At 44.6% G+C, this 18865-nt stretch carries 18 protein-coding genes; 15 read left to right on the top strand and 3 right to left on the bottom strand.

Annotated elements, in window-relative coordinates; translation table 11 throughout:
* The 6 genes from IJJ71_RS05470 to IJJ71_RS05445 all read left to right on the top strand — a co-directional run.
* The coding region (locus IJJ71_RS05470; RefSeq protein WP_486389615.1) for a P-loop NTPase family protein at positions 1 to 406 on the top strand (406 nt) is incomplete at its 5' end.
* Positions 407 to 516: 110 nt separating this feature from the next.
* Positions 517 to 1236 (top strand): hypothetical protein, encoded by a 720-nt coding sequence (locus IJJ71_RS05465; RefSeq protein WP_296845809.1) that lies wholly within the window; start codon positions 517 to 519, stop codon positions 1234 to 1236.
* Between the two features lie 11 nt (positions 1237 to 1247).
* On the top strand, positions 1248 to 2045 hold the full coding sequence (gene whiG / locus IJJ71_RS05460; RefSeq protein WP_296845807.1) for an RNA polymerase sigma factor WhiG: 798 nt from the start codon (positions 1248 to 1250) through the stop codon (positions 2043 to 2045).
* Between the two features lie 3 nt (positions 2046 to 2048).
* Positions 2049 to 4013, top strand: a complete 1965-nt coding sequence (locus IJJ71_RS05455) for a FapA family protein (RefSeq protein ID WP_296845805.1) — start codon at positions 2049 to 2051, stop codon at positions 4011 to 4013.
* A complete protein-coding gene (locus IJJ71_RS05450; RefSeq protein WP_296845803.1) occupies positions 4013 to 4348 on the top strand; it encodes a hypothetical protein in 336 nt (111 codons plus the stop codon). Before IJJ71_RS05455 ends, IJJ71_RS05450 begins: the two co-directional genes overlap by 1 nt.
* Before the next feature lie 129 nt (positions 4349 to 4477).
* Positions 4478 to 5104: a hypothetical protein gene (locus IJJ71_RS05445; protein WP_296845801.1), complete on the top strand. Its 627-nt coding sequence runs from the start codon at positions 4478 to 4480 to the stop codon at positions 5102 to 5104.
* Between the two features lie 3 nt (positions 5105 to 5107).
* Here IJJ71_RS05445 and IJJ71_RS05440 read toward each other — a convergent pair whose 3' ends face one another.
* Together IJJ71_RS05440 and IJJ71_RS05435 are read right to left on the bottom strand one after the other, a co-directional pair.
* Complete coding sequence (locus IJJ71_RS05440) at positions 5108 to 5551, bottom strand: J domain-containing protein (protein WP_296845799.1); 444 nt, start codon at positions 5549 to 5551, stop codon at positions 5108 to 5110.
* Positions 5552 to 5561: 10 nt separating this feature from the next.
* The gene (locus IJJ71_RS05435) at positions 5562 to 6869 is read right to left on the bottom strand and encodes a glucose-1-phosphate adenylyltransferase (RefSeq protein ID WP_296845797.1); all 1308 of its coding nucleotides are present in this window, start codon (positions 6867 to 6869) and stop codon (positions 5562 to 5564) included.
* A 182-nt stretch (positions 6870 to 7051) separates the two neighbouring features.
* On the opposite strand from IJJ71_RS05435, the gene IJJ71_RS05430 reads away from it, so the two are divergent.
* From IJJ71_RS05430 to IJJ71_RS05410, 5 genes are all read left to right on the top strand, one after another.
* A complete protein-coding gene (locus tag IJJ71_RS05430; protein WP_296845795.1) occupies positions 7052 to 8020 on the top strand; it encodes a PhoH family protein in 969 nt (322 codons plus the stop codon).
* Between the two features lie 39 nt (positions 8021 to 8059).
* On the top strand, positions 8060 to 9847 hold the full coding sequence (locus IJJ71_RS05425) for an HD family phosphohydrolase (RefSeq protein WP_296845794.1): 1788 nt from the start codon (positions 8060 to 8062) through the stop codon (positions 9845 to 9847).
* Complete coding sequence (ybeY, locus tag IJJ71_RS05420) at positions 9847 to 10335, top strand: rRNA maturation RNase YbeY (RefSeq protein WP_296845792.1); 489 nt, start codon at positions 9847 to 9849, stop codon at positions 10333 to 10335. The genes IJJ71_RS05425 and ybeY overlap by 1 nt, the downstream gene beginning before the upstream one ends.
* Before the next feature lie 75 nt (positions 10336 to 10410).
* Positions 10411 to 11229 carry a hemolysin family protein gene (locus IJJ71_RS05415; protein ID WP_296845791.1) on the top strand — a complete coding sequence of 273 codons (819 nt, stop codon included), beginning with the start codon at positions 10411 to 10413 and terminating at the stop codon, positions 11227 to 11229.
* Positions 11230 to 11352: 123 nt separating this feature from the next.
* The gene (locus tag IJJ71_RS05410; RefSeq protein WP_296845790.1) at positions 11353 to 13473 is read left to right on the top strand and encodes a tetratricopeptide repeat protein; all 2121 of its coding nucleotides are present in this window, start codon (positions 11353 to 11355) and stop codon (positions 13471 to 13473) included.
* Between the two features lie 88 nt (positions 13474 to 13561).
* Here the strand turns inward: IJJ71_RS05410 and IJJ71_RS05405 are convergent, their stop codons facing one another.
* Positions 13562 to 14479, bottom strand: a complete 918-nt coding sequence (locus IJJ71_RS05405) for a tetratricopeptide repeat protein (RefSeq protein ID WP_296845789.1) — start codon at positions 14477 to 14479, stop codon at positions 13562 to 13564.
* 63 nt (positions 14480 to 14542) lie between these two features.
* On the opposite strand from IJJ71_RS05405, the gene IJJ71_RS05400 reads away from it, so the two are divergent.
* The 4 genes from IJJ71_RS05400 (at position 14543) to ftsY (ending at position 18719) form a co-directional block, all read left to right on the top strand.
* Positions 14543 to 14824: a CRISPR-associated endonuclease Cas2 gene (locus IJJ71_RS05400; RefSeq protein ID WP_296845788.1), complete on the top strand. Its 282-nt coding sequence runs from the start codon at positions 14543 to 14545 to the stop codon at positions 14822 to 14824.
* 16 nt (positions 14825 to 14840) lie between these two features.
* A protein-coding gene (gene prfB, locus IJJ71_RS05395; RefSeq protein WP_296845787.1) for a peptide chain release factor 2 occupies positions 14841 to 15975 on the top strand; the annotation gives its coding sequence in 2 pieces (ribosomal slippage) (positions 14841 to 14909 and positions 14911 to 15975; 1134 coding nt in all).
* Positions 15976 to 16067: 92 nt separating this feature from the next.
* Complete coding sequence (locus IJJ71_RS05390) at positions 16068 to 17834, top strand: hypothetical protein (protein WP_296845785.1); 1767 nt, start codon at positions 16068 to 16070, stop codon at positions 17832 to 17834.
* 15 nt (positions 17835 to 17849) lie between these two features.
* Positions 17850 to 18719, top strand: coding sequence for a signal recognition particle-docking protein FtsY (gene ftsY, locus IJJ71_RS05385; RefSeq protein ID WP_296845784.1), 870 nt, complete (start codon positions 17850 to 17852; stop codon positions 18717 to 18719).
* Positions 18720 to 18865: the final 146 nt, after the last annotated feature.

Below are 18865 nucleotides of genomic sequence, written 5' to 3'. Positions count from 1 at the left end.
TGCCGCCGCTGATGAGGTCTATGTAGTCACAACTCCGGAGCCTACTGCAATCACCGATGCTTACGGAATCATAAAAATCATCACTACGGAACTTGTTGACCGGGAGATGAACATCAAGCTGCTCGTAAACCGCGTTCACTCCGCTGATGAGGGCAAACGAATCTCCGAGCGAATCATCAACATCGCCGGACAGTTCCTTAACAAGAAAGTTGATTACATCGGCTTTGTTTATGATGATCCGGTAGTTCAGGCATCGGTCATTCGTCAGAAGCCTTTTATTGTTGTTAATCCGACTTCAAAGCCGGCTCAGTGTATAAAGCATATAGTCGGTCGCATTGAGAAGAACGATACAGGAACAAGCGAAGGCGTCTCAAGCTTCCTTAAAAAATTCTTGCGAAAAGGTTAATATAATTTAAAAAACTTGACCTAATGATTTTTCTGCTTTAAAATTATAAATGGGAGGATATTATGATAAACCCGAAGAATATATGCTTTTGTAGTTGCATCGGGTTTTTCTTGTCTTTTTTTATAGGACTTGTTTCTGGTGTAAATTTTTCTCATGTCTTGATAAGGGCGTTGATTTTCGCCCTCTTGTTCGGGGTCATGTGCATCGGAATTACATTCGTATATCAAAAATTCCTCTCAAATGAAAGCAACGGTTTTTCCGTGGACGGTGATGTTGCGCCCTCAAGGCCTGTTGGGGGAGTCGTAAACATTGTTGTGGACGACACAAATCTTGTTGATGAAGGAATGTCTCCAAAGTTTACTATTGCCACAAATCATGCTGATTTGCACGAAAAACGAACTGAGCCTCCTGTTTACAGGCCTGAGCCAGAAGTTTCTGAGCCGGTCCCAGAGCCTGGTGCCGCCGAAAATCCGGCCGCCGCGCCTTCTTCTCCAGCGCAGGAATCTTCTTTTAAACCTGTCAGTCTTGGAAGTGCCTCTGGTGAAAGTGCTGCACAGCCTGCGGTTTCTGATTCTCCTGCGCCTCATGCTTCTCCGGCGGCTTCTGCTCCTAGTGGGGAAGAGTCGCTTGATGAGCTTCCTGATATTGGAAGCATGGGCATTGAGGAGGCATCTGGAGGCACGGCATCCGAACTGGATTCTCCGGCTGAGGTTGTTACCGACACGGAATTCGCTACTGGCGGCTCAAAAATGAAAGAACAGCCTGTCAGCGGCGATACGAATGTCATGGCGAAGGCTATTCAGACATTGCTTGCACAGGATAATAACTAAAAGGTGTGAATATGGATAATGTAAAAACACAATTTATAAATGATGAAGAAGAGGATGCACTCTGGGAGGAGTTCAAAAAAACAAAGTCTTCTGCCCTCAGAGATAAAATCATCCGAAAATACATGCCTTTGGTTAAATATGTTGCCGGCAAAGTTTCTGTCGGTCTTCCTGCCAGCATGGAATTTGATGATTTGGTCGGTTTCGGTCAGTTCGGTCTTCTTGATGCAATCAGCAAGTATGATTTGGATAAAAAAGTAAAATTCAAGACTTATGCGGTTACGCGAATCCGTGGAGCTATTTTTGATGAAATGCGTCAGCTTGACTGGGTTCCGCGTTCTGTCCGTCAGAAATCCCGTGAAATTGAGGATGTTATCTCTGATCTTGAATCCAAGCTTTCCCGCCCTGCCACGGACGAAGAAATTGCAAAGGAAATGAACCTCAGTCTTGAGGAATATCAGCATACTGTCATGAAGGTCAGCGGAACTAGCGTTCTTTCACTAAATGATGTCTGGTATTCCGGCGATGATTCTGATCATCTTTCAATCGGCGATTCAATCGAGTCTCCTCAGAGCCTCAATCCTGATGTGCAGGTAGAGCGTGAGGAAATCCGAAAAGTTATAATTCAGGCAATAAATGAGCTCCCCGAAAAAGAAAAGATGGTCATTGTCCTTTACTATCACGAGGATTTGACTTTCAAGGAAATCGGTCAGGTTCTCGATGTGTCTGAGTCTCGCATATCGCAGCTTCATTCAAACGCAAACTTGCATCTGCGAGCCAAGCTTACTAATTTCAGAAAGGGAATTTTCTAAAAAATGGTAACACTAGAAGCTATTCGCAAGGATATGGCCGGCTTTCTCTCAAAGGATAAGAGCATCAATTTTATTGAGGTTCGTGCAGATACTCTTGACGAAGCTCTTGCTGATGCTGCAGTCCAGTTTGATACTAGGGTAGCGAACCTTGAGTACGAAGTTGTTGAGCGTGGATTCGACGGATTTATGGGAATTGCAAAAAAGCCGTGGTGCCTTAAAATTTACCAGAATCCTGATACAGTCAAAAAAGTTGTTGTCGGAAAGAACGGCGAGATTATCGAATCCGAGGACGAAGAAGATATTCAGAAAATCATTTCAAAGGACGGAGAATACTTCATTCATCATTTTGGAACGGACATCATGCTCAAAGTTACTATGCCGGTTGGTGATGGCAAATATGTTGACCCAGAGGTTGTCCTTGAGGATCTGAACCGTCCTGACACAAAGAATTTTGATGCTGATCTTGTTCGCTCAATCGTTAAGAATGGTTCTGATGATGAATATCAGATTATCGGTGAATACAATCATGAGCCTTCAGCAGATGCTATTTTCGTAATCGATGTTACGAGCGATGAGATGAAGGCAACTGCCACTATAAATCCTCCGTCATTGGGCGGCGCGGATATTACTGTCGAGCAGATAAAAAAAGCCCTTACCCAGCAGGGTGTTGTTGCCGGTATTTCCGATGAGAAAATCCAGGCTTTGATTGACAAACCAAAATACAATGAGCCGGTTGTCGTGGCTGAGGCTGTCCTTCCTGTTGACGGAAAGGATGCCTATATCACATACAACTTCGAGACAGACCGATCTAAAATCAAGGCAAAACAGGCTGCTAACGGTCAGGTTGACTTCAAGGAGCTTAACCTTATTCAGAATGTCGTCGCAGGTCAGCCTCTTGCACAGAAAATGCTTGCGGAGCAGGGCAAAGCCGGCAAAACGCTTTACGGACGCTATCTTGAGGCTAAGAACGGCCGTGACATTCAGCTTCCTCTCGGAAAGAATGTCCGTGTTGATACTGACGGACGCACAATCCTTGCCGATGCAAACGGTCAGGTTCTTCTTATCAATGATAAAATCTGTGTTGAGCCTATCATGGAAGTCGAGGGCGTTAATATCAAGACAGGTAACATCACTTTCCTCGGAACAGTCGTTGTCAAAGGTGCTGTCGAGGACGGCTTCAATGTCAAGGCTTCAGGCAATATCGAAGTTTCCGGAACGGTCGGCAAATGTACTCTTGAATCTGACGGTGACATCATCGTTTCTTCCGGTATCATCGGCCGTGATGAAGGCAAAATTGTCTGCGGTGGCTCACTTTGGGCAAAATTCATTCAGAACACGACGGTTCAGGTCGAGGAAAATATCATCGTAACGGACTCAATCATGAACAGCGAGGTTTCTGCACAAAAGAAGATTATCCTCAACGGAAAGCGTGCTCAGATTACTGGCGGAAACTTGTTCGCGACAGAGGCCGTAATCGCAAAGAATATCGGTTCTGAGGGCGGTGGTACAGAGACTGTCATTTCGGTCGGCTTTGATCCTCGTGCAAAGAAACGACTTGAAGAGCTTCTTGAAAACCAGAACAACAATATTAAGATTCTCGATGACTTGGAACTCAACATCGCGACTCTTGAGAACATGAAAAAGGTTCGAAAATCACTTCCTAAAGAAAAGGAAGAGAGCCTTATAAACCTGAATGAGCAAAAGAACGAAATCATCGAAGAAAATATTCAGTACAACGAAGAAATCGAGCGGATTCAGGCAAGGTTGCGTGAGCTTAAGAATATCGGAAAGGTTTATGCTCAGGGAACGGTTTATTCCGGCGTAAAGATTTTTGTCCGTGATGAAAAGGATGAAGTTCGTGCTGACACTAAGGGTGTCACTTTCTTCTACGAGGATGGATTTGTCCGCCGCGGCAAATATGAGCAGCCTAATCTCGATGATGTCAAAGGACCGGAGGGCTACAGTTAATGGGTGTTTCTCCTCTTGACCTTCAGACAATGTATGCCAACATGAATAATGTTGCCCGCACGGTTTCTCACCAGCAGCAGGGAGCAGTCCTTGCTCAGCAGTTGCAGGAGTCAAGAATTATCCAGCAGAACGCGGAGAAAGCGGCTCAGGTTCATAAAGCTGCTGACAATGAGGCAAAATCAACCGGCATCAATGATGAAGGGCAGAATTCTGGCTCTGCTTATGGTCAGGGCGGAAGAAAAAGAAGAGGACAGCAGCAGAATGAAGAGGCTCCGAAAAAGGAGTCAGAAATCCGGGAGTCTTATCTTGGCATTCATATAAACATTGAAAGGTAGGACGAAATGATGGTTATTTTTATAGCAGCTTTTTTTTGTGTTTTAAATCTCTGCCTTTGGTGCGTATTTTTTTTGAAATTCAGAAAACTTTTCTCTACAGAGGATATCATTGCTTCTACTCGGGACCAGATGGAAAAAATGATTTCCGACATCAACCATAATGCCGGCCGCAACATTGAGCTTATCGAGGACAGAATCAAGCAGCTCAAAGTGATTGTTGCCGAGGCTGACAGGCATGTGGAGCTGGCTCGCCGTGAGATTGAGGTTCAGAAAGCTAACCTTTCATATCAGAACAAAATTGATTCCGTGGTGCAGTCTAAAAAACAGTTCCAGTCTCAGGGTGGCTTTGCAGGTCCTGGCCGTGCTGCACAGCAGTATCTTCGCAATCAGAATATTTCGGCAGGCTTGCAGTCGGCAAACCGCTATGAGCTGACCGATGAGGGCTTCCGTCAGGTAAAAAAGCCAGTTACGCAGGAGCAGGGGGACTTGTTTGAGCAGGCGGCCGCCGAGGATTCAAGACGGATTGTTTCTGATGCGGGAACTACATTTACGGTCGAATCTGACGGCTCTTCTTATGCTTCCGTTCCTGTAATCGGCGGAAATGTTACCTATGCGGATGAGCCTATCCAGCCACAGCAGAGTTTTGCCGGGCTTGTGAAGGACCTTCATCTTGCAGGTCACTCTGTTGAGGAAATAGCAAGAGAGCTTGGAAGCTCAACAACTGAAGTTCAGCTTGTCCTGGACATGAATTTTTAATTTTTATCCGTTATTTGCGTACCATTTCTCGATTATTTCCCATTCCTTTAAAAGCCTTGCGGTCTTTTCTTTGGCGACTTTCTGGAGTACAGGATTGTCATTGCGCCTGTCAGGATGGTAATACATGAGCTTTTCGCGGTAGATTTTTTTTGCTTCGTCAAAATCCGCTGCTTCCGGAATGTTAATGAAGGTAAATGCGTTCCTGACATTTTCGGGTAAGCTACGCGGAACTGAGAAATCTTTTTTTGAAGACGATGCCTCACCTGATTCTTTTTGAGCGGAACCAGTCCGTTCTTTTTGTTGAGAATTATCTTCGTTTTTTTTGGCAATAAAATTAAAATCCGAGAATGTCGCTTCAACGCTTTCGTCGTGAGGCTTGTCCTCGGATTTTGGAAGCTCTCCTTTTTCGAGAGCATCGCTGAGCAGGTCGCCCAGCTTGTCGAACATTGACGGCAAATTAGATTACCGTGCCTGAAGGAATGATTGATCCTTTTCGGATTACGATGATTCCGTCTGAGCTGTAGAAATATACGCCGTTAGCAAGCTTGTTCTCGCCGTCAGGATATTTTTTGCCATCAACATTGATTCGGCAGTTGTCTCCGATTGCGGCATTCTTGTCGATGATTGTCCTTGCAATCTTGCAGTTTTTGCCGATGCCAATGTTCGGGCGTTTAGACTGTTCGTTTTCGTTTTTCTTTGTGTCGTTTTCGTAGAAGTCCGCACCCATTGAAATTACGCCGTCAAGCTCCGTTCCTTCGTTGAGAATGCTTCGTACACCGATGACAGATTTCTTGATTGACTTGCAGTTGATGATACATCCTTCTGAAAGGAGACTGTCCTCTATATGTGGCGCACCGTTGACTTTTGGTGGCGGCAAGTTTCGCATGTGAGTGTAAATAGGAGCGTCAGCATCGTAGAAATTGAACGGCGGGAGAGGCTGTGTGAGGTCGAGCGTTGCGTTGTAGAAACTTCGGATTGTACCGATGTCTTCCCAATAACCGTCGAAGATGTATGAGTTGACTTTCTTGTTTTTGATGGCACGAGGAATGATTTCCTTGCCGAAGTCTGTGAATTCGTTGTCCAGGGCTTCTTCCATTACCTTTGCATTGAAGATGTAGATACCCATTGATGCGAGATATTCTTTTTCTTTGGGAAGGTCGCCGCGTGCTTTCTCAGGAATTTTCCAGTTGCCGCTTTTGAGCACATCAACGGAAGGCTTTTCGATGAATTCTGTGATTGCCTGCTTGGTGTCAATCTTCATGATGCCGAAACCTGTTGCGTCTCGCTCGTTTACGGCTGTGGTTGCAATTGTGATGTCAGCTCCGCTTGCGATATGGCTGTCCATGAAAGCCTTTAAATCCATGCGGTAGAGCTGGTCGCCGGAAAGGATGATGTAATGAGTAGGATTCTGTGACTTGAAGTGGATGAAGTTCTTTCGTACTGCATCGGCTGTTCCCTCAAACCAGCCTGAGTGCTCCAGTGTCTGCTCTGCAGCGAGAATTTCGACGAATCCTTTTGAGAAACGGTCGAAATTGTATGAGTTCGTGATGTGATGATGCAAAGATGCTGAGTTGAACTGAGTGAGAAGATAAATCTTTTTGTAGCCTGAGTTGATACAGTTCGAGATAGGAATGTCTACGATTCTGTATTTTCCACCAAATGGTACTGCCGGTTTGGAGCGCTCTTTTGTAAGTGGGTAAAGCCTTGTTCCTTTACCGCCGCCCAAGATAACTGCCAAAACACGAGGTTTTTCTGAATTTGCCATAAAATTTCGCTCCTAATAGTAAATAATTATTTTTTAATGTGTATTTAATATAATAAACCCAAAGAAACTAGATTGCAAACTTTTTTAAGTGAATTTTGTTAAAATTTAATGTGAATTTTATCTGAGTCTTTGCTGATGATTGTCAGTTGCATGAAAGTGATTTTAAGGTTAATATTAAATAAGTGAATTCTGAATATACAATCGTGCTGGCTGACGGCGATTTGCTTTCGCGGGTCTGCGGCACTAACGACAGCAATTTGAAACTCATTGAGAAGCACATAGGTGTGCCGGTCTTTACGCGGGGAAACGAAATTTCTATTGACGAGGAAGATCCTCATATTCAGCAGGAATTTAAATTCATTATTGACCGTATTGTCGATGAAATTTCAGACACTGGTGATTCTTCTTCTGATTTAATTCATTCTATTTTGAATACAGGTTTCGTGCATGGCGTGGCTGACACTGATTTTGATGCCGGCCGTTATGCGATTTCAATTCCCGGAAGCACCCGGAAAATTTATCCGAAGACAAGAAATCAGGCGGAGCTGGTAAAGGCTTTCCGCAGAAATGATCTGGTTTTCGCGGAAGGTCCTGCGGGCAGCGGAAAAACCTTCCTTGCGGTCGCTGAGGCATTGAACCTCGTGCTCTCAAAAAAAATAAGCTCGATTGTGCTCACTCGTCCAATCGTTGAGGCCGGAGAGAGCCTTGGATTCCTTCCTGGTGATTTGGAGGATAAAATAAATCCGTATTTGAGGCCTCTTTATGATTCGATGAATGCCTGCCTGCCTCGTGAAATAGTGCATAAGCTTACAGAAAATGGTATCATAGAAGTGGCACCTCTGGCTTATATGAGGGGACGCACTTTGAATAACTGTGCCGTAATCCTTGACGAGGCGCAGAACACAACGACGGAACAGATGAAAATGTTCCTTACGCGTATGGGAGAGAACGCGAAAGTTTTTATTACAGGAGATACAACGCAAATTGACCTTCCGAGGCGTTTTACATCGGGGCTGGTTCATGCGATGAGGGTTCTTAATGAAATCCCGGAAATCAGCATGATTCATCTTTCTGGAGGTGATGTAGTGCGTTCCCAGCTGGTCAGAAAAATTGTTCAGGCTTATGAGAATGAAGCCCATAATGAACAGTAATAGCAATGTCCTTTTTGGACATTCAAATGGAGTTAAAAAATGAGTAAAAATGAAAAAAAAGAAGAGGCTGGAGTCTCAGTCTTCTTTAGCTCGATAGGCCGCTTCATTTCGCGGAACTGGAGCTTTATATGTGCCTTTTTCGTTACCTTCGCACTGGCAACTGCAATCCTTTGGTATGATGCAAACACAACCGAGACTTTTGCATCTTTCTCACTTGAAAAATATGAGGTCGGACAGATTGCCTTCGAGGATATCGTGGCAACAAAATCTCTTCCAGAAGACATTCAGTATCCTGTTTCAATCGAAAAGGGTGAGCGGATAATCAAAAAAGGCTTTCCTATTACGGAAGAGGAATACTTTAAGCTGCAGAAGATGGCGGATTCACCGGTCTATGTTGATTACCGTGCTTTCTGCGACAAAGTTCTCTATTTAATACTTCTTTCCGTGCTTTGGATTGTACTTTTCAATCCAGTGCTGCTTCGTAAAAAAGTTGAGATTAAGGAAGTGATATTGGAGTGCATTCTTTTTGTCATCGTGTTCTTTGCGACATCTTTCGGCATGAAGAACGCTATTTTCCAGAATCCGTACACCCTTCCAGTCATGATTCCTTCCGTTTTTTCTGCTTTCCTTGTAGCAATTCTTTTCGGACAGACTTCGGCAATCTTTTTCGGCTCTTTGCTTGCGCTCGGAGTCCTCGGTGCTTCTTCATTCCAGATTGTTCCTACATTGTACACGCTTGCTGTCTGCATTTCTTCGGCACGCATCGTAATGAAAATCGAGCGTCGAATTGACATGGTTTTTGCCTCAATCATGCAGGCTGTCCTCAGCGTTGTGTTCATCATATTCCTTAAAGTCATGTTCAATGCTGACTTCAACGATTCTGTCTTTATCTTCCCAGGTCTTGCCCTCAATTCATTCCTTTCTGGAATCCTTGTTCTTGGCTTCCTCACACCGCTTGAGTCAATCATGAATACGGCTTCGGTCTTCCGCCTCATGGATTTGAGCGATCAGAACACCCCGATTTTGCGCAAACTTCTGCTTACTGCCAGCGGAACTCACCAGCATTGTATGATGGTCGCTCAGCTTGCCGAAAATGCCTGTAAGGAAATCGGAGCGAACGCGCTTTTGGCCAGGGTTGGCGCATATTATCACGATATCGGTAAAATGGAGCATCCCGAATATTTCACGGAGAACAACATTGACACGGCCAACAAGCACACTGACCTGAACCCGTCGCTTTCAGTTTCTGTAATCAAGAGCCATATCAAGCTTGGCGTTGAAAAAGCCCATCAGCTCAGGCTTCCGAAATCAATCATAGACATCATTGCCGAGCATCATGGAAACAGCGTAATCACTTACTTCTATAATAAAGCCAAGGAAAAGGACGAGAATGTAATCCCGGAAGATTATTCTTACCCAGGAAATCCTCCGGCTTCAAAAGAAAGTGCTGTCGTCATGCTTGCTGATGTCTGTGAGGCCGCATGTAAGTCTCTTGAAAAACCTACGGCACAGCGACTCGAAAAATTCATTCAGGATTTGATAAACAAAAAAATTGAGAGCGGTCAGCTTGATAATTCTGCATTGACTTTTGGTGAGCTTACAAAAATCCGTGATACATTCGTGCGGATTCTTGCGGCTTACTATCACGGAAGAATAAAATATCAGAACCAGAAAGACCCTGACGCTACAGGTGATTCAGAAAAAGACAAGTCCGCTTCTTCTGAAAACAAAGGCGACAAGGATAAGTCTGATTCTTCTGAGTCTAAGTCTGATTCAGAAAATAAAGATACAAAAGAAGCAAAAGATACAAGGGATGGAGAAAAATAATGGCAAACAGAATTATGGTTTCGATTCAGGGCGGAATTACAGCTCCTTCATGGCTCGATGAGAACAAAATAGGAAAATTTGTGATTGAAGTCCTCAAAAAGATTGGAAAAAACGGCGAGGAAGTTTCAATTCTCTTCTGCAATGACATGGCAATCCAGCAGCTCAACAGTCAGTACAGAAACATTGATTCGCCTACCGACATTCTTTCATTTGAGAACGGCACAAAATACACCGATGATGAAGGTGAGTGGCTTCAGGCGGGCGACATCGCAATTTCTCTGGATACTTTGCCTAAGAACGCGGAGTATTTCGGGGTCAGCGAGAACGAGGAACTCAAGCGGCTTTTGATTCACGGAGTCCTGCACCTTAACGGTTACGACCACGGTGAAGAGCATATCGAGCCGGGCAAAGAGCCTACTGACGAAATGCTTGTCCTGCAGGAAAAAATCTTGCATGAGTTGGATGAAGTTGTTCTGGTAGAAGAATAAATAAACTGCGGATTGCATTGATTTTCACCGATTACTGTGCAATTCGTGGTAAAAAATATAAATTTAGGAAATTTTATGGGACTATTTAAATTCAGAAAAAAGAAAGACGAGGACTATCACTCCAGTAACGCCGCCAGGTCAGAAAAAGGCTCTGACTTGGATCGGGCACAAGAAGAAATTCTCATCGAAGAGAAAAAAGACATGATTAAGGGCATCGAGGATTTGTCTGAAACTACCGTTAAGGAAGTCATGATTCCTCGAATTGATGTTGATTTTATCTCAATTGACACGCCCGAAGAAGAATTATTGGAAAAAATTGCGGCAAGCGGTCACTCACGCTTCCCAGTCTACAGCGAGTCAATCGACAATGTAACCGGAATTCTCTATGTAAAGGACATCCTCAAGGCGTTCAGCAAAAAAGAAAAGGTTGACTTGCAGAAAATCACTAAAAAAGCATATTTTGTTCCTGAGTCAAAGAAAATCGACGGACTTCTGCGCGAATTTAAGCGGCGACACCAGCATATTGCGATTGCGATTGATGAGTACGGCGGCATTTCCGGCATTGTCTGCATGGAAGATATTATCGAAGAGATTGTCGGCGACATTCAGGACGAGTTCGACAACGAAAAGGAAGACATCGTTTCTCTTGGCGAAAATGTATGGCTTTGCGACGCGCGCGTGGATTTGGACGACCTCAACGAAACATTGGAAAGCCAGTTCCCGACGGAAGATTTTGATACGCTCGGCGGATTCGTGCTTGATTTGTTCGGGCGTATTCCTGTCAAATACGAGAAGATTGAATACGATAATTTTGACTTCATCGTGCAGGACATGGAAGGCCACCGGGTCAATTTGATAAAGGTTGTTAAAAAACCGGATGAAATTGAGAATTAGCAATTAGCAATGAGCAGTTAGCAATGAGCAGTTAGGAATTAGGAGTTTGCATGTGTAGGGGAATTTTTATCTGTGTAAAACTTTGTAATCTGTGGTTTTGAATTTACCGATAATTGAAGAGATATGAAGTTGATTTCAAAAATTTTTGCGTTTTTTTTTATTTTTTCTCTTTCTGTGTCTGCTTTTGGTGAAAGTCAGAGCGCACTCAAATATTTTGACTCAGGTGTGCAGAAGCAGAATATTGAGGATTATTACGGTGCTTCCGAAGATTTCCAGCAGGCCTTGCAGGTGAATAAGGCTTACGGAGATGCCTGGTTCCATCTTTCGCAGGTGACTTATGCAATCGGCGATTATACACTTGCGCTCACTTATCTTGAGGAAGCCGACAAATATGCAAAAAACAGGACTGATATTCAGAATCTCAAAGGCCTGATTTTTATCGCTTTGGGACGGCTTGATGATGCACGGAAAGTTTTCACCGACATCCTTAAAAAATATCCAAATGATATTGACTCACGGTTTGGCCTTGCCGAGCTTGATTTGTTCAGCGGAAGTTTTATCGGCGCAAAAAATCAGTATGAGGATGCCCTAAAGCGGCAGGGAAACAACCGAAAGGCTCTTCTTTCTCTCGCATTAATCAGTGCGGAACTTGGAAATCACGATACTGCAATGAAATATCTTGAGCAGGCTTTGCGCTACCACTCAGGGGAGAGTGAAGTTCACTATCTTGCATCATATCTTGAGGCAAAACGCGGAAATTTCGGTGAGGCAGAAAAGCGGGCTAGGGCGGCCGTTCAGATAAATCCTGAATACACAAAGGCTTATGTCCTTTTAAGCTCAATTCTTTATTCACAGAAAAAATTCGATGATGTCGTTGATATGTGCGATTACCTCATTTCAAGGAACCGTAACATCACAGAAGCCTGGTATTTGAAGGGCCTCGCACAGAACAGAAAGGGCGACTGGAAATCAACAATCGATACATGGTCAATGGCTCTCTCAATCAATCCTTATGATGAGGTTATGAGAAGCGGTCTGGAACTCCTTGTAATGAAAAAACTCCCTGTCGAGGACGAGCGGCGGGCTGCATGGGCTTCCTTTCATGTTCAGAAAGCCCGCGAATATACAAAATCTTATTTCGGCGAAAAGGCCCGCTACGAGTATCAGCGAGCACTCAAAATCAATCCGTTTGATGATGGCGCACGATCGGAATTTGCCCGTCTTTTGGGAAACACAGGTTTGAACGAGAATTATCTCAATCAGCTCAAATTCATCAAGCAGAATCAGGAAAAGGATGAGGATGAGGGTGCTGAGAAAACTAAGCTCACAGCCGAGCAGAAAAAGGTCAACGATACGATTGAGGCTTACGAATCCCTTATGAAATATTCGCTCGCCGCAAAATGGAATGTAGACCCGTTCTATCTCGACAAGACAAGATGGAACATCGGCCTTTATTACACAAAATCTCCTGTGCAGCTTCTTCATTGTGATGCCGAGGAAATTGCCGCCGGAATGTGCGCTGACATTTTCACCGGAATCGCATCTACTTCCGTTTCTTTGGAAAACCGTGCTGTTTCCGGCTATGGTGAGGCTTACAGGCTGGCTCGCAAGAACAACCTTGATTATTTTGTTATTCTTGACATTGACGAGACCGAGCGTGAAATCACTTTGGGCGCAACGGTTTATTCAGCAAGAACCGGCACCGAGACCACAAAATTTTCTTCTTTCAGAACTGGAAACGATAAATTCGCATCTGTCCTGAGGGCTTTCCGCCGTGATTTGCTCGACATGCTTCCTGTTCGTGGAAAAATCATCCAGCGCAGCGTTAACGACATTCTCGTTGATTTGGGAACAGTCGAGGGCATGAAAAAGGATGTCGTGCTTGATGTAATCAAGGCCGGAAAAATCACCACAAGCGACAAGGGATTGGGCGTAACTTACGAAGAGAAAAATCATCTCGGAACCATAAAAATTACCCGAAGCGGCGAGGAAATTTCTCAGGGCATTTTGGAGCAGAACGGATTCTATGACCGCGTTAATGTCGGTGATGAAGTCCTTGTGAAATTCCGCCCGGACGAAAAGAGCGAGGAGGATGCGCAGATTGCCGACAACTCGCCTGCAGCCGGCGAGAACGGAAAGAGAATCCTGCCAGAAGACGAAAAACAGAAGAAACTTGATGCCCGCGAGATGGGGCTGGTCAAGACACCGGCGATTATTGAGCTTATTCGTGGCTTGAAGAGCTAAGGAAAGTGCGTGGTGCGAGGTTTGCTTTGGGCTTGGGTGCTTTGGATTTGAAAAGCCTGAAAAGTTTTAGGAAATCCTGCAACTTCGCCTAATATTTTTCTGGAATCCTGTAAAAATCGAGTGTGGAATCAATCCACTTTTTTGAAAGCTCTGGAAATTCATCCTCAACAAAAAGGAAGAGTTCCAAGGCTTTTCTGTAATTGTGGCAGTAATACTGAGACTCGGCTAGGTAAAAAACTGCCCTTGCCGTAACCTGCGGCTCCCTCGTGATTGCAAGGAATTTGCACAAATCCTTTACGGAGCCTTTGTAGTCGTTCTGGATAAAGTAATTTTTTAGCGATTCAAAAAGGAAAAAATCATCTCCCTGTGGAGAAACAATCATGTCTTCTTCAAAAATGAAAGGATTGAGAAGCTTTGGCTTTTTGACCGCGTATTTTCCGGCGAGTTCTGTGGCCGCAAGATTTGCCTTTGCCGTCATTGGAGTGGCTTTTATGTCCAAATCTGAGATTAAGTCGAGGTAGGGAAGCGGAAGTTCTCTCAGAAAACCTGGCGTGTACTGCTCATCTGGCTCAGCCGCAACTTCAAAATAATCGTCCGGCGGAATCAGCGAGACTGGCTTTACCGTGGCGTTGACTGTCGGGAGCAGGATGTTGTAAAGGTCTCCGTTCTTATCACGCGCAATGACCGCATAGTAATAATCCCCGAAATGCTTGAGCGTGTCCGTGTATCTTGTGCTGTGTGCAGGAAGCTCCGCAACCGGCTTCTCGGCGGAAATTGTGGACTTTTGCTGAATCTGGCTTGTCGAGCGGAAAATGGCTATGCTCGCCGCGTTGAATTCGGAAGGAATGTTCCAGGCAACCTGAATTTTGTTGACACCGGTTTTTTGCGCGCTGATTGAAGTGCAAACTGGCCTTGTCGTAATCTTTTGTGCATGGGTAAAAGATAGAAAAATCGTGAGGAAAACGAGGAAAAATGGTTTTGCCAGCTGCCTTGAAATCAAGCTCATATTATTATTTTGCAGCAAAAAGGGCGGTTTGACAAGATAAAGACGATGTTTTATTCTATATAAATGTTTGTATCCGTAGTTTTAGATCCGGGCGGAATCGACAGTGCGAAGTCAATCGCAGAAATTTTAAGTCGGTTCAGCTTTAAAAAAGTACAGAAGGCTTGTTGGGAAAGTATGCAGATTAACGAAGCCCAGCTTACATCTCTTAAACGCGAGATTGATTCCGTCACTGACTATTACGACACCCTCAGAATTTATCAGTTTCCGGTGAATTCAAATTTCGCCGTCACGGAACTGAAGCACAAGCAGTGGAAACGAAGCGTGTTCGGAGCAAAGCAAAATTAATTTTTAGGAGCAACTGATGTTAGAAGAACTCAAAGAACCAATCGCAACTCTCGAAGAAGATATCAAAAATGTCTGGGGGCGTCTTTGACGCGCCTGCAATCGACAAAAAAATAAAAGAAACAGAAGAACTCACTGCCGCAGAAGGATTCTGGAATGATGCCGAAAAAGCTCAGAAAGTCATGAACGACCTTAAGCTCCTGAAGGGGCGCGTTGAGCCATGGCGCGAGCTTATGCAGCAGATTGACGACATCAAGACTTTGTACGAGCTTGGAACAGAGGGCGGAGATGATTCAGTTGAGGAAGAAGTCCGCTCCGAGCTTACAGCCTGCCAGAAAAAGTTTGAAGAGCAGAGCATTCTTAACCTTCTTTCGGGTGAAGTCGATAAAAACGGCTGTTTCCTTACGATTCATGCGGGAGCGGGCGGCACGGAGGCCTGTGACTGGGCTTACATGCTTTCGCGAATGTACATCCGCTGGGCTGAACGACACGGCTACAAGCTTGAGACTGTTGATTTACAGGAAGACGAGGGCGGAATCAAATCCACCACAATCCAGATTACAGGCGACTATGTTTACGGCCACTTGAAGGGCGAGGCGGGCGTTCACCGCTTGGTTCGAATCAGTCCGTTTGACGCGAATGCTCGCCGACACACATCGTTCAGTTCGGTTTTCATCTTCCCGATTCTTGATGACACAATCAAAGTCGATATCCGGCCGGAAGATTTGCGCGTAGACACTTACCGTTCAGGCGGAAAGGGTGGCCAGCATGTAAACAAAACCGACTCTGCCGTTCGATTCACTCATATTCCGACAGGCATCGTCGTTCAGTGCGACAGCGAGCGAAGCCAGATTATGAACCGCCAGACTTGTATGAACCTCTTGCGGGCAAAACTTTACGCTCACTATGAAGAAGAGCGTGCAAAGGAGACGGCAAAATTCGGTGCTGAGAAAAAGGACATCTCATGGGGCAACCAGATTCGTTCTTATGTTTTCCAGCCGTACACAATGGTCAAAGACCATCGCACCAAGTTCTCGGTCGGCGACATTCAGGCCGTAATGGACGGTGACATCGACCAGTTCATCGACAGCTTCCTGCAGGCTCAGTGGAAGGGCCTTCCTGTTGGCGGTGATGACGAAGACGACGATCTGTAAATTGAAAACGAAAAACGGAAAATTGAAAGTTAAAATTGAAGGAAGATAGTTTTCAACTTTCAATTTTCAGTTTTCAATTGAATTCCTGATTTATGAATAGAATCATTAAAAAGCTGGGTGTTTTATTTATAATCAATTTCTCTCTATTTAAAGCTGTCGCTGATGACTGGACGCTCGGCGTGATGGAATTTTCTTTTAAGCAGTCGCAGAGCCGTACTCAGAGTTCTGAAAAGGCGGCTCAGGTTTTGCCTCAGCTTATCGTTGAGCAAATTGCGAATCAGGAAGTCAGAACGATTCCTGAGACTGAGAGACTTGACCGGAAGTTAAATGAGCTGCAGACGGAAAGGCTTTCCTTGTTCCTTCAGCTTTCAAAGGAGTACAAGACAAGGGATTCCCTCGTCCTCACAAAAACAAGTCCAAGGTCTTTGACGAAGGCAATCCGTGAGCAGATGAAAAAAATCCGCGAAATTGAAATCAAGATTGACGAAAACCTTGAGAATGTAAAAAAAGCAAAAGCAGAGTCAGAGCCTAAAATTCAGCGTGAAAAAGAAATTGCGGAAGGGGCAAAAGTTGAGGAAAAGCAAAGCCCGGATGCGTTTTTCCCTTTCCAGCTGCCTTTTCAGTTTTTCCGGGTCGATGAGAAAAATCAGGTCGTGACAGAGGATGTCGTCCTTTATAAAAATGATTCTACGGCACTTTTTGCTCCGTCTAAGGATGCTATGGAAGCCGGATTCACTTCCTGGACTTTCGAGCAGGAGGCGACAGGCGCAAAAATCAACGGCCTAGTCACCGGCGAGATAACATGTTACGGAGATTATTGTTCCGTCACGACCAATCTGCGCATTTATCCTGGCGGTAAGATTATGGGAACTGTCACAGAAGTCGGGCTTCTCAGTGACTTGATGCCTATGGCAAATTCCATAGCACGCAGCCTCGATTCAAAAATCGCGAACGCTCTTCCAGTTCTTCTTGAATTTGATATTGAGCCGAAAGAAATCGCAAAATTTGCAAAAGTTTCGATTGACGGCGTTGTGTTTTCATTGAGCAGGCCGGACGGTCATTTTAATAATAAAACAGTTGAAGAGTCGGGGCTTCATCACATTACAATAGAGGCTCCCGAATATGAGCAAATGGCTTTTTCCTATTCGTTCACTGATGACAGCCATTTTTTTATTCATGCGAATCTTGTTCCGAAAGTCAGTGCGCTGGCTCATATCCATCTTAAAAAATATCGTGATGGTGTTTTCCATACTTATGGTCTGAATCAGGCTCCTGTAACAAAAGAACAGCCTTTTGCCCAGCTTGAGGTCAATGGAAAATCCGTTTTGGGCGTTTTTACAGTTCCTAAGATAAAAGAAGATGATTCTGATTCAAGCAACATCGCTTTTTTCCAGATCCCGGAGGGAAGGGCCTTTGACGGCGCGAATCTTGTCGTGAACGCCAAGCCTTTTGACCGTGCTGCCAACATCGACAAACGCCGGCGATGGATGTATACTGCATATACTGCTTTGATTTGCTCGCTTCCATTCACTTTTTACTATCTTGGTGAATTTACGGCCGAAAATAACGCTTATATGCAGGGGCGGGGCGACAAGGACAGGCTGCTTGACTTGCAAAACAAGGCAAATACTATGGTCGGTATCACGGCCGTCTGCGGAGTCTGGGCTGGAATAGAGTTGATACGCTATCTTTGGGCTGCGGACAGGGTTCTTCCTGCTCAGGCTAAAATTGATAAAAAAACAAAATTCAGTTTTGAGACATTTGTTCCGGATTCGGCTGCAGAAGCGGCAGGTGAGCAGAAAACGGATGATTCAGAAACCGAAAAAATAATCGAAACAGACGAAAAATTCGTTCAATAAAAAAGTGGGGAAATTATGGCAAAACTTTCATTCGCACAGAAATTCAAAAATCTTTTCAGCTCAAAAAAAATCGATGAGGAATTCTTTGATGATTTGACGGACGCTCTTGTCGAGGGGGACATGGGCGCAAAACTTGCTTATGAGATTACTGAAGAACTTGAAAAAATCTGCCGTGAAAAAAAGATTTCGGACGAAGATGCAATCAAAAGTGAGCTGAAATCAATGCTTTCTTCTTATATAAAAGCCTGTGAATTTACCCCGGAGCCGGGAAAAGTCAATGTTTATATGATGCTCGGCGTGAACGGTGTCGGAAAGACAACGACGGCCGCAAAAATTGCCAAGCTCTACAAGGAAAGGGGCGAGAAAGTCATCATGGCGGCAAGCGACACATTCAGGGCGGCTGCGGAAGAACAGCTTGAAATGCACGGTGAGCGGCTTGGAATCCGAGTGATTGCGCATCAGCATGGAAGTGATCCAAGTGCGGTTGTTTTTGATGCCGCGGAAAGCTGCCGGGCAAATGGTGGCGGAGTTATTATTGCTGATACGGCCGGCCGTCTCCACAACAAGGAGAATCTCGTGCGCGAGCTTCAGAAAATTGACAGGATTGCCGCCCAGAAAGCCGACGAGGGCTGTTTCAAGAAAATCCTCGTTATTGACGGAACAACCGGCCAGAATGCTCTCAGACAGGCGGAAGTTTTCTCGGAAAGCGTTGGCGTGGATGCAATCGTAATCACAAAATATGATTCGACTGCGCGCGGCGGATGCGTGTTCACAATCGGAAAGCAACTCGGAATTCCTGTCCTTTTTGTATGCACAGGCGAAAAATACGAGAACATCCAGCCGTTTGAGCCTGAAAAATATGTCGAAGAATTTTTGGGAAACTGAAAACGAAAACTAAAAATTGAAAACTGAAAATTGAAAGTTGAAAGTTGAAAGTTGAAAGTCGAAAATTGAAAATTGAAAGTTGTTTGGGAAAGTGAATGAAAATTTTTCATCTGAAGTTTTTTCTTGGATGCCTCTCGTTTTGCTTT

Source organism: Treponema sp. (genome assembly GCF_017430385.1).
In the GTDB taxonomy this organism is placed as follows: domain Bacteria; phylum Spirochaetota; class Spirochaetia; order Treponematales; family Treponemataceae; genus Treponema_D.
The sequence above is the reverse complement of the archived record's forward strand: the minus strand, read 5'-3'. Positions and strand labels throughout refer to the sequence as shown.

Excerpts from the sequence above, each read along its gene's own strand:
- IJJ71_RS05405 (WP_296845789.1), bottom strand. The coding sequence starts at position 14,479 with ATGAGCTTGATTTCAAGGCAGCTGGCAAAACCATTTTTCCTCGTTTTC.
- IJJ71_RS05400 (WP_296845788.1), top strand. The coding sequence starts at position 14,543 with ATGTTTGTATCCGTAGTTTTAGATCCGGGCGGAATCGACAGTGCGAAG.
- whiG (WP_296845807.1), top strand. The coding sequence starts at position 1,248 with ATGGATAATGTAAAAACACAATTTATAAATGATGAAGAAGAGGATGCA.
- IJJ71_RS05445 (WP_296845801.1), top strand. The coding sequence starts at position 4,478 with ATGGAAAAAATGATTTCCGACATCAACCATAATGCCGGCCGCAACATT.
- IJJ71_RS05450 (WP_296845803.1), top strand. The coding sequence starts at position 4,013 with ATGGGTGTTTCTCCTCTTGACCTTCAGACAATGTATGCCAACATGAAT.
- ftsY (WP_296845784.1), top strand. The coding sequence starts at position 17,850 with ATGGCAAAACTTTCATTCGCACAGAAATTCAAAAATCTTTTCAGCTCA.
- IJJ71_RS05425 (WP_296845794.1), top strand. The coding sequence starts at position 8,060 with ATGAGTAAAAATGAAAAAAAAGAAGAGGCTGGAGTCTCAGTCTTCTTT.
- IJJ71_RS05415 (WP_296845791.1), top strand. The coding sequence starts at position 10,411 with ATGGGACTATTTAAATTCAGAAAAAAGAAAGACGAGGACTATCACTCC.
- IJJ71_RS05435 (WP_296845797.1), bottom strand. The coding sequence starts at position 6,869 with ATGGCAAATTCAGAAAAACCTCGTGTTTTGGCAGTTATCTTGGGCGGC.
- IJJ71_RS05455 (WP_296845805.1), top strand. The coding sequence starts at position 2,049 with ATGGTAACACTAGAAGCTATTCGCAAGGATATGGCCGGCTTTCTCTCA.
- IJJ71_RS05440 (WP_296845799.1), bottom strand. The coding sequence starts at position 5,551 with ATGTTCGACAAGCTGGGCGACCTGCTCAGCGATGCTCTCGAAAAAGGA.
- IJJ71_RS05410 (WP_296845790.1), top strand. The coding sequence starts at position 11,353 with ATGAAGTTGATTTCAAAAATTTTTGCGTTTTTTTTTATTTTTTCTCTT.
- IJJ71_RS05390 (WP_296845785.1), top strand. The coding sequence starts at position 16,068 with ATGAATAGAATCATTAAAAAGCTGGGTGTTTTATTTATAATCAATTTC.
- ybeY (WP_296845792.1), top strand. The coding sequence starts at position 9,847 with ATGGCAAACAGAATTATGGTTTCGATTCAGGGCGGAATTACAGCTCCT.